The following is a 12,545-nucleotide window of genomic DNA, read 5'->3' as shown; positions in this document are numbered from 1 at the left end:
CGAGTGACCGAGTATCGCGCTCACTTCGACGCCGAGATCGACTTCGTGAACGGAGGCGGGTTGCGGGCCGACGGCTTCCGGCTCGATATCCCATCGGCCGACACCAACGACGCCGAGATCGCCGTACTCCTCGTGCGGCACCTCGGGCTCGCGCTGGTCGGACGCGTCGCACTCTCGAACCTCCAGGTCGTCGAGGAGCCGCACCGTGGCTCGCGCGGCATGGCCGACACCGGCGCGGCCGGCCACGCGGCATCCGCTGCCCCCGGCGCCGAACGCGGCGAGCTCGTCGACCTCAGCCACACGATCCGGGCCGGACTCGTGACCTATCCGGGCATCCCGGCGCCGACCGTGACCCCGCATCTCACGCGCGAGGCGTCACGCGAGCACTACGCGCCCGGCATCGAGTTCGCGATCGACCTCATCACGATGGCGGGCAACACGGGCACCTACCTCGACAGCCCGTATCACCGGTACGCCAAGGGCGGCGACCTCGCGAGCCTCTCGCTGGAGACGCTCGTCGGGCTGCCCGCCGAGGTGTTCCACCTGACGGATGTCGCGAGCCGCGGCATCCCCGCCGAGGTCTTCTTCGATCGCGAGCTCGCAGGCACCGCGGTGCTGCTGCACACCGACTGGAGCCGCCACTTCGGTGCGCCCGAGTACGCGCACGGCGCGCCCTTCCTCACCGAGGCGGGCGCGCGGCACCTCGTCGGCGCAGGCGTCGGGCTCGTGGGCATCGACTCGCTCAACATCGACGACACCGAGTCGGGCGGCACGCGGCCCGCGCACTCGATCCTGCTCGCGGCGGGCGTGCACGTGGTCGAGCACCTCACGGGGCTCGACCGCCTGCCTGCGCGCGGAGCCCGCTTCACGGCGGTGCCGCCGCGCGTAGAGGGCTTCGGCACGTTCCCGGTGCGCGCGTTCGCGGAGCTGCCGGTGCGATGAGCGCATCGCACCTCTACCGCGCTGCCGAGCGGCATCGGCCGCCGCCGCCGAGCCGCGTCACTCCTCCCACCTGCGCGGTCCCGCGCCGGTCGCGCCGAGGGTGTCGTCGGGGTTGCGGAGCCGGCACGTCCTGAGGCTCAGGCAGCCGCACCCGATGCAGCCGTCGAGGTCGTTGCGCAGGTGCTCCAGGTCGGTGATGCGCGCGTCGAGAGCGGCGCGCCAGTGGCGGGAGAGGCGCGCCCAGTCCGCCTTGGTGGGCGTGCGCCCCGCCGGAAGCGACTCGAGCGCCTCGCGGATCTCGGCGAGGGGGATGCCGACGCGTTGCGCCACGCGGATGAACGTGACCCGGCGCAGCGCGTCGCGGCGGAAGCGGCGATGATTGCGGTCGTCGCGCTCCGATGCGATGAGCCCCTCGCGCTCGTAGAAGTGGAGCGCCGAGATCGACACGCCGCTGCGGGTCGACAGCTCGCCGACGGTGAGCATGACATGGCCGGCGGACTCGAGCTGCGGCATCCGCCCTCCTTCACCGGGTCGTCGACCGTCGTCGCGTTCGACGGCCCTTTGGCCTCAACCATAGTTGAGGTCATACGCTCGACCGCATGACTGTTGACGGAGCGAACCTCGCCGGCGAGATCCCGGTGCCGGTTCGAGAACGGGTGCTCGGCCCCACCTACCGGTGGGTCAGCGTCGGCATGTTCACCCTCGTGTTCCTGGCCGCCTTCGAGGCGATGGCCGTGACCGCCGTGATGCCGGCGGTCGCCGCCGACCTCGACGGCCGGTCCCTGTACGCGCTCGCGTTCGCCGGGCCCCTGGCGGTGAGCGTCATCGGCATGATCGTCGCGGGCAACGCCGCCGACCGCGGCGGCCCGCGCCTCGCCCTCTACACGTCGGTGGCACTGTTCGTCGCCGGGCTCCTCATCGCCGGCACCGCGACCGGCATGTGGCAGCTCGTCATCGGCCGGCTCGTGCACGGGCTCGGCGGCGGCGGGCTCACGGTGGCCCTGTACGTGATCGTCGCGCGGGTCATCCCGGCGGCGCTGCAGCCGAGCCTGTTCGCCGGGTTCGCGGCCGCGTGGGTGGTGCCCTCGCTCGTGGGGCCGTTCATCTCGGGCGTCGTGGCCGACAGCGTCGGCTGGGAGTGGGTCTTCCTGGGCGTCGTCGGACTCGTGGTGCCGGCGCTCGCGATGGTCGTGCCGAGCCTTCGCCGCATGAGCATGGACGCGGCCGAGCAGCGACCGCCGTGGCGCATCTCCCGCATCGCGTGGGCCACCCTCGCGGGCGTCGCGGTGCTCGTGCTGAACCTCTCGAGCGAGGCATCCGGATGGGCGGGCTGGGCGCTGCCCCTCGCCGCGGTCGTGGTCATGGCCGTCGCCGTGCGCCCCATGGTGCCGAGAGACACCCTCCGCGGCGCCCGCGGGCTGCCCGCGACCGTGCTGACTCGCGCCACGCTCTCGGGGGCGTTCTTCGGCGCGCAGGTGTGTACCTGCCGCTGTTCCTCACTGGCGAGCCCTACCTCCTGAGTACGGCGATGGCGGGGCTCGTGCTCACGCTGAGCGGCGTCGCCTGGGCGATCGCGTCGCAGGTGCAGGGACGCAACCCCGAGCGCCTCAGCCACGAGCTGTGCCTGCGCATCGGCCTCGGCCTCCTCGGCGCGGCCATCGTGGGCTCGCTGCTCGCGACGCTGCTCGTGCTGCCGCCCTACGTCTTCATGATCACGTGGGCGCTCGCCGGCGCCGGCATGGGCATCATGTACCCGCGCACGACCGTGATCGGCCTGCAGTCGTCGAGCCTCGAGAACCAGGGCTTCATCAGCTCGGCCATGACGGTCGCCGACGCGCTCGGCGCCGCCGTGACCATCGCGCTCACGGCCATCGTCTTCGCGCTCCTGCTGCCCCTCGGCACCGTGACCGCGGTGGCCGTCGCGATCACCGTCGCGCTCGGCGTGTGGGCGGCCGGGCTGTTCACGGGGCTGCGCGCCCACGTCGAGGCACCCGAGGCCGTGGCCGTCGAGATCGATTGAGCACCGCCGCAGCGCAGCGGGATGCCACGAGCCGACGTCGCGGTGCACGGTGCGCGCCGCGCAACCCGCGACGCGCGACGCGTCAAGTCGTGGCAGTGGCATCCGTCGCCGCCGTGCGTGAGGATGGAGGAATGACCGCTCCCGAGTACTCGCTCCGCGACGGCAACCGGATCCCGGCCATCGGGCTGGGCACCTACGGGCTCAACGAGGAGGCGGGTGTCGAGGCGATCGTCTCCGGCATCGCCGACGGGTACCGCCTCATCGACACGGCGTACAACTACGGCAACGAGGAGGTCGTCGGTGAGGCCATCCGCCGCTGCGGCGTCGATCGCAGCGACCTCGTGATCACGACGAAGCTGCCCGGTCGGCACCACGGCTTCGACGAGACGCTCGCGAGCCTCGACGAGTCCCGCCATCGCCTCGGCCTCGACTGGGTCGACCTCTACCTCATCCACTGGCCGAACCCGCGCATCGACAAGTACGTCGACAGCTGGCGCGCGATGATCCGCCTGCGCGAGAAGGGGCTCGTGCGCTCGATCGGCGTCTCGAACTTCACGGCCGAGATGCTCGAGCGGCTCGAGCGCGAGACGAGCGTGGTGCCCGTCGTCAACCAGGTGGAGCTGCACCCGTACTTCCCGCAGGAGGAGTTGCGCGCCTACCACGATGAACACGAGATCCGCACCGAGAGCTGGAGTCCGCTCGCCAAGCGCACCGAGCTCCTGAAGGAGCCCGTGGTCACCGCCATCGCCGCCGAGCACGGCGTCTCGCCTGCGCAGGTCGTGCTGCGCTGGCACGTCGAGCTCGAGTCGGTGCCGATCCCGAAGTCGGCGCACGCCGAGCGTCGGCGCGAGAACTTCGACGTGTTCTCGTTCAGCCTTTCGGGCGACGAGGTCGAGGCGATCTCGGCACTTTCGCGCGGCCGGCTCTCGGGCGGCGATCCCGACTCGCACGAGGAGTTCTAGCCTGGGTGCCCCTTCCCGGGGCGCCTGTTCGAGGCTGAAAATGGGGTGCGGCCGTCCGGTTGACGTCGTTGTTTCTATGGTCCTTGAGGCCGTGTTCTAGCCGGATGGTGGGAGCCGCGTGTTGGGCACTTTCATTGTCGCCAGCCGCCGTGAGGCGGGTGAGCACGAGGATTAGATTCGTTGTTCTTGCCTTGCCGGTTCCCCCGGGCGGTCGCTTCGTGGAAGCTGTCGATCAGAAGGGACGTGAGAACAGTGTTTGCGCAGTCCGAGGATGACGAGCAGATCATCCAACGGGTCGCGGCGTTGGACATCGGCAAGGCCGAGGTGGTGTGCTGTGTCCGGTTGCCCGCACCTGCCGACGGGAAACGCCGAGTGCAGGAGGTCACGACGCATTCGACGATGACGAGGTCGTTGACCGAGCTGGCGAACAGGCTGGTGGAGCTGGGGATTGAGCGGGTCGTGATGGAAGCGACCAGCGACTACTGGCGGCCGCCGTTCTACCTGCTGGAGGCGCACGGGCTTGAGCCGTGGCTGGTCAACGCGAAAGACGTGAAGCATCTGCCGGGGCGTCCGAAGACGGACGTGCTGGACGCGGTATGGCTCTGCAAGGTCGCGGAGCGGCAGATGCTCAGACCCAGTTTCGTGCCCCCACGTCCGATCCGCCGGCTGCGGGATCTGACCCGGTACCGGATCGCCCTGGTCGGCTCGCGTAACGCGGAGAAGAACCGGGTCGAGAAACTCCTCGAAGACGCGTGCATCAAGCTGTCCGTGGTCGCGTCCGATATCTTCGGGGTCTCCGGGCGGGAGATGATGGCCGCCCTGATCGCCGGGGAGCAGGACCCCCGCGTGCTCGCGCAGATGGCGCGGTCCAGCATGCGGCGCAAGATCCCGCAGCTGGAGGAAGCGTTCACCGGCCACTTCGACGAGCACCACCGGTTCCTGCTGGAACGCATGCTGGGCCGGATCGATCAGATCGACGGCGATATCGCGGCCGTGGATGAGCAGATCGACGAGCACATGGTCCCTTTCGGTGACGCGGCCGCCCGGCTGGACGAGATCCCCGGGATCGGGGCGACGGCGGCCGCAGCCATCATCGCCGAGATCGGCGTGGACATGACCCGGTTCCCCACCCCCGGGCATCTGACCTCGTGGGCGCGGTTCGCGCCCGGGATGAACAGTTCGGCCGGGAAAGACAAGGGCAACGGTGCCACCGGGCACGGGAACCGCTACCTCGCCAGAGCCCTCGGCGAAGCCGTCGTCGGCGCGAGCAAGACGAACACGTTCCTCGGCGCCCGCTACCGCCGGCTCGTGCGCCGCCGCGGGAAGAAGAAGGCCCTCGTCGCGGTCGGCCGATCCATCCTCGTCATCATCTGGCACCTCCTGAGCGACCCGGACGCCCGCTACCAAGACCTCGGACCTGACCACCACGACCGGCACGCGAATACCGAGACCATCAAACGAGCCCACGTCCGTCAGCTCGAAGCCCTCGGCTACCACGTCACCCTGCAACCCGCCGCCTGAACCGCACCGTCACACACGATCCCGGCTCCGCCGGGAGCCTTCGGCCTGCCCGGGCACCACCCATTTTCGGATTAGGGGCCGCGCATGCAGATGCGGGCTTGGCAGACCAGCGGCGACGGCGAGCTCCACGAGGTCACGCTGCCGAGGCCCGAGCCCGGGGCCGGCGAGATCCTCGTGCGCGTGACGGCGTGCGGCGTGTGCCGGACCGACCTGCACGTGCGTGACGGCGACCTGCCGCCGCACCGCTCGCCCGTGGTGCCGGGCCACGAGATAGTGGGCGTGGTCGAGGCGGTCGGCGACGGTGTCGGCTCGTTCGCGCCCGGCGACCGGGCCGGTATCGCGTGGCTGCGCAGCACGTGCGGGGCCTGTCGATGGTGCCGTCGCGGTGCCGAGAACCTCTGCGCCGAATCGCGCTACACCGGGTGGGACGCCGACGGCGGCTACGCCGACTACACGGTCGCGCCCGCAGCATACGCGTACCACGTGCCCGACCTTCCCGACGAGCAGGTGGCGCCGCTGCTCTGCGCGGGCATCATCGGCTACCGCGCGCTGCGTCGCGCGGCCGTGCCGCCGGGCGGGCGCCTCGGCATCTACGGCTTCGGTGCGAGCGCCCACATCACCGCGCAGATCGCCATCGCACAGGGCGCCGAGGTGCACGTGCTGACCCGGGATGCCGCGGCGCGCGAGCTCGCCCTCGAGCTCGGTGCGGTCTCGGCCGGCGCGGCAGACGCCGCGCCCCCGGTGCCGCTCGACTCGGCGATCCTGTTCGCTCCGGCGGGCGAGCTCGTGCTCGTGGCACTGTCTGCCCTCGACCGCAACGGCACGCTCGCGGTGGCCGGCATCCACCTCAGCGACATCCCGTCGCTGCAGTACCAGGAGCACCTGTTCCGCGAGAAGACGCTCACGAGCGTCACGTCCAACACGCGCGCCGACGGCGAGGACCTCCTGCGCCTCGCGGTCAGGCTGGGCGTGCGCGCCACCGTGACGCCGTACCCCTTCGACCGAGCGGATGCCGCTCAGCGACCTCGCGGCCGACCGCGTGCACGGCGCGGCCGTGCTGACCTCCACCTGAGTCACGAGTGCGGCCGACGCGGCCGGCGGGCGCGGAGGTGCTTGTCGAACGCGTCGACCGCGATCAGGATCGGCATCGACGCGATGGCGACCACCCACCCCCAGAGCGGCGGGTTCTGGTGTCCGATCGCCATCGCGATCGGCGGCACCCAGAGCACCACGAGCGAGAACGCCAGCTCGATGGCGGCCGCGGGGATGAGCAGCCGGTTGGTCGTCCAGCCGAGGGCACCCGGCCATTTCGTCGACGAGCGGCAAGCGAACGCGTTGGCGGTCTGCGCGGCCACGACCGTCATGAACGCGGCGCCGGACGCGGCCATCAGGTCGGCCCCGGTGGGGAACGATTCACCCGGTCGCCAGCCGAGCGCCACCAGCGATACGACGAACGCCACCATGGTGAGTGCCGCCTCGAGCGGCCCGAGCACGCCGAAGGCGCGCCGCAGCACGGTGCCGTTCATGAGCCGGCCCCGCACGGGCGGGCCGTCGAGCAGGTGCTTCGCCGGCGGCTCGGCGCCGAGCGCGACCGCCGACAGCGTGTCGGTGCCGAGGTCGAGCGCGATGATCTGCAGCACGCCGAGCGCGAGCGGGAACTGTCCGCCCGAGAGGGCCCACACGAGGAACGGCGTGAGCTCGGCGACATTGTCGGTGAGGTGGTAGGTGAGGAAGCGGCGGATGTTGACGAAGGTCGCGCGGCCGTGCTCGATGCCCGCGACGATGCCGGCGAACGAGTCGTCGAGCAGCACGAGGTCGGCCGCCTCGCGCGCCACGTCGGTGCCCGACCGGCCCATGGCAACGCCGATGTCGGCCTCGTGCAGTGCGGGGGCGTCGTTCACGCCGTCGCCCGTCATCGCCACGACGTGCCCCCGCGACCTCAGCGCGCGGGCGATGCGGAGCTTGTCCTCGGGTGAGACCCGGGCGATCACGACGCCGTCGTGATCGAGCAGCGCCGCGAGGTGCTGCTCCTCTGCGGGCAGGTCGGCGCCCACGAGCACGGGGGCGCCTGGGAGCCGCAGCCCGACCTCCTCGGCGATGGCCGTGGCAGTCACCGGGTGATCGCCCGTCACCATGGCGACCCTGACCCCCGCCCGCCGACAGGCCTCGAGCGACTCCCGCACGTCGTCGCGGGGAGGATCCTCGAGCCCGACCAGGCCGAGGAGGCGGAGGCCCTGCTCGCATTCCTCGAGGGTCTGCGGCGTCCGGCCGTCGCGGGGAGCGGATGCCACGGCGAGCACGCGCAGCCCGCGAGCGGTGAGCTCCTCGAGCGCCCGGTTCGCGTCGGGGTCGTCGCCGCACAAGGGGAGCAAGCCATCGGGTGAACCCTTCACCACGACCTCGTCGGCGAGCACCACGGCCATCCGGCGCCGCCGGGGGTCGAACGGGAATCGAAGCTGTGCCGACACGTCGGCTCGGTCGTCGAGCGTGTCGAAGCCGAGGCGCCGCGCGAACGCGTCGAGGGCTGCCTCCATTGGGTCGCCGTGGGCGCGCCACTGGCCGCCGACCTCCTCGGCATACCCGGTCGAGCACCGGGTGCCGGCGATGGCGAGCGCCCGGATCGGATCCGGGGCATCCGGCTCCGACCATCGCAGCTGGCCGGTCGGCTGGTAGCCGGTGCCGTCGACCGACACCGAGCCGGCCGGCGTCCACGCCTCGACGACGGCCATCTCGTTGCGGGTGAGCGTGCCGGTCTTGTCGGTGCAGATGAAGGTGGTCGAGCCGAGCGTCTCGACGGCCTCGAGGTTGCGCACGAGGATCCGGCGCTTGGCCATCTGCTCGGAACCCCATGCGAGCGACAGCGTCACGGTGGGCAGCAGCGCCTCGGGCACGAGGGCGACGGTCACGCCGATGGCGAAGACGAGGGCGTCCTGGATCGGGTTGCCCACGAGCACCGAGACGAGCAGGAACACAACGCCGACGATCACGGCGATCGCCGCGGTGAGGCGCACGACGCCGCGCAGCCCTCGCGTGAGGGGCGTGTCGGGCTTGGTCGTGGAGGTGGTCAGGCGTGCGATGCCCGCGAGCCTGGTCGCGGCGCCGATGCCCGTGGTGACGGCGCGTGCGTCGCCCTCCACCACGAACGTGCCGGCGAAGAGCCGCTCGCCCTCGGCGACCGAGGCCGCGACGCTCTCGCCCGTGAGCAGCGAGGTGTCGACGAGCAGCCGGTTCGCCGTGACGACCGTCGCATCGGCCGGGACTCGATCGCCGGCCTCGAGCAGCAGCAGGTCGCCGACCACCACGTCCTCGGCCTCGATGACCCGTCGCCTCCCGTCGCGCCAGACCGACACGCGAGTGGGCAGCAGTGCCTGCAGCCGATCGGCCGCCCGGTCGGCGCGGGCCTGCTGCACCGCGGCGAAGACCGCGTTGAGCACGATGACTGCGACGATCGCGATCGAGAGCGCGGGCAGTCCCGCGAACAATGCCAGGACGGCGGCGACCCAGAGCATGATCGCGAAGAAGTGGACGATCTCGCCGAGCAGCCGGCGAACCGCCGACGGACGCCGCGCGGCGGGCAGCCGATTGGCTCCGCCCTGCTCACGCCGCGCGCCGGCCTCAGCCGTGGTCAGCCCGGGCGCCACGATCCCTGACATGGCCGCTCCCCTCAGTGTCAGCGTAGGGGCTGTCGCCGTCTCGTGCCGTTGCGGGCGGTCGGCGTTGGGGACGAACGAGTGAGCGATTCGATGACGAACGACGGACCGGGCGGGTCCGCTCACGTCGCTCATCGCGTCTGCGGTGCTGTTCGCCATCGGCCTGATCATCGCCGGCACCACCCCGAGCATGGTGGTGTTCATCGCAGGGCGGCTCGTGCACGGGCTCGCGTGCGCCGCCGTCTCGGTGCCGCCGTACGTGACCGTCGCCCGAGTCTGGGCGCTGGGCTGGCGCTGGGTGTTCCTCGGCGTCATCGGACTCATGCTGCCGGCCGCCGCGACGATACTGCCGCCCATCCTGCGCGTGCGCGACCGGGTGCGAGGTGACACCTCCGTGGAGTGGAGCCTCGCACTCACCGGGGCGGGCGTGAGCTGGGCCGCGGCATCCTGGCTCCTGGCCGACTCGGCGACCGGGTGACCATCGCGCCGTCGGTGCAACTCGGCACGGGGGTCCCTTCGCGTTGTCGACATCGGTGACGGGGACGAAGATGAGCTCGATCCTCCAGTTCTTGGGATGCCTCCTCGATACAGTGTGCGGGGCGATCCGTTTCGCCGGATCACATGCCACCAGCATCCGCACCATCCGGTCGGTTCTCGTCCGGATGGGCAACGCTCACCTCGTCACACCACCCACGCAGACGGAGGCGCCATGGATCTCGGTATCCACTACTGGAACTTCACCCACCCCGACGGCGACGCCGCCATCGCACCACACCTCGCCGACACGGCGAAGGCGGCGGATGACGCGGGCCTCGCGCTGTTCTCGGTGATGGACCACTTCTTCCAGATCGACCAGATGCTCGACGCGGAGGACCCGATGCTCGAGGCGTACACCGCGCTCGGCTTCGTCGCCGCGCACACCACGCGCATCCCGCTCTCGACGGTCGTCACCGGGGTCACCTACCGGCATCCGGGCTTGCTCGCCAAGACCGTCACCACGCTCGACGTGCTGTCCGGCGGTCGGGCGTGGCTCGGCCTCGGCGCTGCGTGGTACGAGCGCGAGCACCTCGGCCTCGGCGTGACGTTCCCGTCGTTGTCCGAGCGGTTCGAGCGCCTCGAGGAGACGCTGCGCATCTGCCTGCAGATGTGGGGCGACGACGATGGCGCGTTCGAGGGCACCCACTACCGACTCGCCGAGACGCTCAATCGCCCCCGGCCCCTCGGCCGGTCGCATCCGCCGATCCTCATCGGCGGGACCGGCGAACGCAAGACCCTCCGCCTCGTCGCGAAGTACGCGGACGTGTGGAACGTCAACGTGACCGAGCCTGACGAGATCCGGCACAAGATCGACGTGCTGCGCGCGCACTGCGACCGCGAGGGTCGCGACATCCGGGACATCCGCGTCACCGCGCAGGGTGGGCCGCTCGACCCGGCGGCGGATCCCGACGGGTTCCTGCGCCACGCGGAGGAACTCGCGACGCTCGGCGTGCAGCACATCCAGGTGCGCGTGCAGCAGCCGGATCCCGTCGGCTTCGTCGGTCGCGTGGCCGACGACGTGCTGCCTCGCCTGCGCGACATCCAGCCGGTCGGTCTGTAGCCGGATCGGCGCCGGATGTTTCCGTTCGCGCGGAATGTTCCCGGCACAACAGGCGCACCGCGCGCGAACGGAAACATTCGGCGGCGGCGTCCCGCGGATGCGAGGATGGGACGCATGGCACTGCACATCACCGGGGATCCTGCGGCCGACCGGCTTCTCAGCGACGACGCGTTCGCCCTGCTCGTGGGCATGCTGCTCGACCAGCAGGTCGCGATGGAGACCGCGTTCGCGGGGCCCGAGAAGATCCGCGAGCGCACGGGCTCGATCGATCCAGCGGACATCGCCGCGTACGACCCCGTGGCGCTCGTCGAGGCGTTCAAGCAGACGCCGGCCGTGCATCGATACCCGGGTTCGATGGCCGGACGCGTGCAGGCGCTCGCCGCGGTCGTGCGCGACGAGTGGGGCGGCGAAGCATCCGCCATCTGGTCCCGGGGCGACCCCGACGGCGCCGAGGTGCTCAAGCGGCTCAAAGCCCTGCCCGGATTCGGCGAGCAGAAGGCGAAGATCTTCCTGGCGCTCCTCGGCAAGCAGTGCGGCCTCGAGGCGGCGGGCTGGCGCGAGGCGGCCGGACACTACGGCGACGACGGTACCTTCGCCTCGGTCGCCGACATCGTCGATCCCGAGTCGCTGGCCAGGGTGCGCGCCACCAAGCAGGCGGCGAAGGCCGCCGCGAAGTCCTGAGTCCGCGCCGCCGGTGCGGATGTGACCCGCGCGCTGCCGCGCCACTTGGTCGCCCGCTGCGCCACTTCGACTGGCGCAGGGGCCGCCGAAGTGGCGCAGCGGCGGTCGCCCTCGAGAAACGTGCTCTCGCTCGCCGGGGCGGCTCGAACTCGGGCCGCCGCCGCGGAGACGGTCCGCCGTGGCGCCGCGGGTCTCGCGCGGCCGCCCGTCAGCCGACGAGGAACTCGGCGATCGCGAGCGCCATCGTGCGCGGCTCCCACTGGTGGTTCGCCGCCGGGATCGTGCGCGTCTGGGCGTCGGGCATGGTCGCGACGATGGATGCCGCGGCCGACGTCATGATGGGCAGCGTCTCGTCGCCCACCAACGCGAGCGTCGGCTGCGTGATGCCGGCGAAGAGCTCGGCGCGCGGGGCGGACTGCGTCCAGGCGAGGGACTCGGCGTCGGGCTCGAGGCTCGGGGCGATGGCGACCATCGTCGACCAGGCGGGGCTCTGCTTCGCGCCCTCCAGCCACTCCCGCGGCATGTCGCTCATGTAGAACTCGATCGTGCCCTCGTGGTCGCCGGCGGAGAGACACTCGCGCAGGCCCGCCAGGTACTCGGCGCCGCCCACGCCGCCGTCCTCGTCGAGCGGGATCTCGAAGAACACGAGCTTCGACACCGGCAGGCCCGCCGCCGCCGCGGCAAGCGCGATCGAGCCGCCCGAGGAGTTGCCGAACAGCGCAACCGCGTCGTCGGCGCCCTCGGTGAGCTTGTCGCCGAGTGCCCGGAGGTCGTCGATCGTCTGGGCAAGGGTGATGGGGGCATCCGCCGCGCTCTCGCCGCGCCCGCGGCGGTCGTAGTTGACGACTGTGAACCCGTGTTCGGCGAGGTGGTGCGCCATCTCGACCGTCCCGGGGTTGAAGGCGCGGAACTGCATCGCACCGCCGACGAGGATCACGGGCGGTCCCGACCCCTCGACGTCGTACGCGATGCGCGCGCCGTCGGCGGAAGTCACGTACACGGTCATGCGGCCACCCTTGCGTCGGACCACAGGCTACGCGGGCCCGGTGACATCCTCCAGCGTCCCCGATCTGGGGCATCCGGATGCCGCTCCGACACGCGACCCGACGCCCCCAGCGATGTCGGTGGGTGGTGGCAGTGTTGAGGTCACAACACCATATGTAGGGATCGGT

General features: G+C 71.4%; 11 protein-coding genes and 1 pseudogene. 9 read left to right on the top strand and 3 right to left on the bottom strand.

All coding sequences use genetic code 11. The features are described 5' to 3' along the window. The first annotated feature begins 3 nt into the window (after positions 1–3). Complete coding sequence (locus IEX31_RS13825; RefSeq protein WP_188744013.1) at positions 4–942, top strand: cyclase family protein; 939 nt, start codon at positions 4–6, stop codon at positions 940–942. A 57-nt stretch (positions 943–999) separates the two neighbouring features. Here the strand turns inward: IEX31_RS13825 and soxR are convergent, their stop codons facing one another. Then, the gene (soxR, locus tag IEX31_RS13820; protein ID WP_188744012.1) at positions 1,000–1,455 is read right to left on the bottom strand and encodes a redox-sensitive transcriptional activator SoxR; all 456 of its coding nucleotides are present in this window, start codon (positions 1,453–1,455) and stop codon (positions 1,000–1,002) included. 86 nt (positions 1,456–1,541) lie between these two features. On the opposite strand from soxR, the gene IEX31_RS13815 reads away from it, so the two are divergent. From IEX31_RS13815 to IEX31_RS13795, 5 genes and pseudogenes are all read left to right on the top strand, one after another. Continuing rightward, entirely contained in the window at positions 1,542–2,462 is a 921-nt protein-coding gene (locus IEX31_RS13815) for an MFS transporter (RefSeq protein ID WP_188744011.1), read from the top strand. Beyond that, a complete protein-coding gene (locus tag IEX31_RS13810) occupies positions 2,420–2,962 on the top strand; it encodes an MFS transporter (RefSeq protein ID WP_188744010.1) in 543 nt (180 codons plus the stop codon). Before IEX31_RS13815 ends, IEX31_RS13810 begins: the two co-directional genes overlap by 43 nt. 131 nt (positions 2,963–3,093) lie before the next feature. Next, entirely contained in the window at positions 3,094–3,924 is an 831-nt protein-coding gene (locus IEX31_RS13805; RefSeq protein ID WP_188744009.1) for an aldo/keto reductase, read from the top strand. Positions 3,925–4,176: 252 nt separating this feature from the next. Beyond that, positions 4,177–5,445, top strand: coding sequence for an IS110 family RNA-guided transposase (locus IEX31_RS13800; RefSeq protein ID WP_188744008.1), 1,269 nt, complete (start codon positions 4,177–4,179; stop codon positions 5,443–5,445). Positions 5,446–5,529: 84 nt separating this feature from the next. Then, positions 5,530–6,405 (top strand): annotated as a pseudogene (locus IEX31_RS13795) (zinc-binding alcohol dehydrogenase family protein); the annotation flags it as partial. 113 nt (positions 6,406–6,518) lie between these two features. Here IEX31_RS13795 and IEX31_RS13790 read toward each other — a convergent pair. Beyond that, positions 6,519–9,098: a cation-translocating P-type ATPase gene (locus tag IEX31_RS13790; protein WP_188744007.1), complete on the bottom strand. Its 2,580-nt coding sequence runs from the start codon at positions 9,096–9,098 to the stop codon at positions 6,519–6,521. Between the two features lie 142 nt (positions 9,099–9,240). On the opposite strand from IEX31_RS13790, the gene IEX31_RS13785 reads away from it, so the two are divergent. The 3 genes from IEX31_RS13785 to IEX31_RS13775 all read left to right on the top strand — a co-directional run bounded on the left by IEX31_RS13785 (position 9,241) and on the right by IEX31_RS13775 (position 11,373). Continuing rightward, positions 9,241–9,573: a hypothetical protein gene (locus IEX31_RS13785; protein WP_188744006.1), complete on the top strand. Its 333-nt coding sequence runs from the start codon at positions 9,241–9,243 to the stop codon at positions 9,571–9,573. Between the two features lie 231 nt (positions 9,574–9,804). Then, positions 9,805–10,692 (top strand): LLM class F420-dependent oxidoreductase, encoded by an 888-nt coding sequence (locus tag IEX31_RS13780; protein ID WP_188744005.1) that lies wholly within the window; start codon positions 9,805–9,807, stop codon positions 10,690–10,692. 105 nt (positions 10,693–10,797) lie between these two features. Next, positions 10,798–11,373: an HhH-GPD-type base excision DNA repair protein gene (locus IEX31_RS13775; RefSeq protein WP_188744004.1), complete on the top strand. Its 576-nt coding sequence runs from the start codon at positions 10,798–10,800 to the stop codon at positions 11,371–11,373. A 208-nt stretch (positions 11,374–11,581) separates the two neighbouring features. Here IEX31_RS13775 and IEX31_RS13770 read toward each other — a convergent pair whose 3' ends face one another. Beyond that, on the bottom strand, positions 11,582–12,379 hold the full coding sequence (locus tag IEX31_RS13770; protein ID WP_188744003.1) for an alpha/beta fold hydrolase: 798 nt from the start codon (positions 12,377–12,379) through the stop codon (positions 11,582–11,584). Positions 12,380–12,545: the final 166 nt, after the last annotated feature.

Source organism: Agromyces bauzanensis, from assembly GCF_014645655.1.
In the GTDB taxonomy this organism is placed as follows: Bacteria; Actinomycetota; Actinomycetes; order Actinomycetales; family Microbacteriaceae; genus Agromyces; species Agromyces bauzanensis.
Note: the sequence above shows the minus strand (reverse complement) of the source record. Positions and strands in the feature narration are given on the sequence as shown.

Coding starts and splice junctions, on each gene's coding strand:
- IEX31_RS13770 (WP_188744003.1), bottom strand. CDS start 12,379: ATGACCGTGTACGTGACTTCCGCCGACGGCGCGCGCATCGCGTACGAC.
- IEX31_RS13780 (WP_188744005.1), top strand. CDS start 9,805: ATGGATCTCGGTATCCACTACTGGAACTTCACCCACCCCGACGGCGAC.
- IEX31_RS13775 (WP_188744004.1), top strand. CDS start 10,798: ATGGGACGCATGGCACTGCACATCACCGGGGATCCTGCGGCCGACCGG.
- soxR (WP_188744012.1), bottom strand. CDS start 1,455: ATGCCGCAGCTCGAGTCCGCCGGCCATGTCATGCTCACCGTCGGCGAG.
- IEX31_RS13790 (WP_188744007.1), bottom strand. CDS start 9,098: ATGTCAGGGATCGTGGCGCCCGGGCTGACCACGGCTGAGGCCGGCGCG.
- IEX31_RS13815 (WP_188744011.1), top strand. CDS start 1,542: ATGACTGTTGACGGAGCGAACCTCGCCGGCGAGATCCCGGTGCCGGTT.
- IEX31_RS13805 (WP_188744009.1), top strand. CDS start 3,094: ATGACCGCTCCCGAGTACTCGCTCCGCGACGGCAACCGGATCCCGGCC.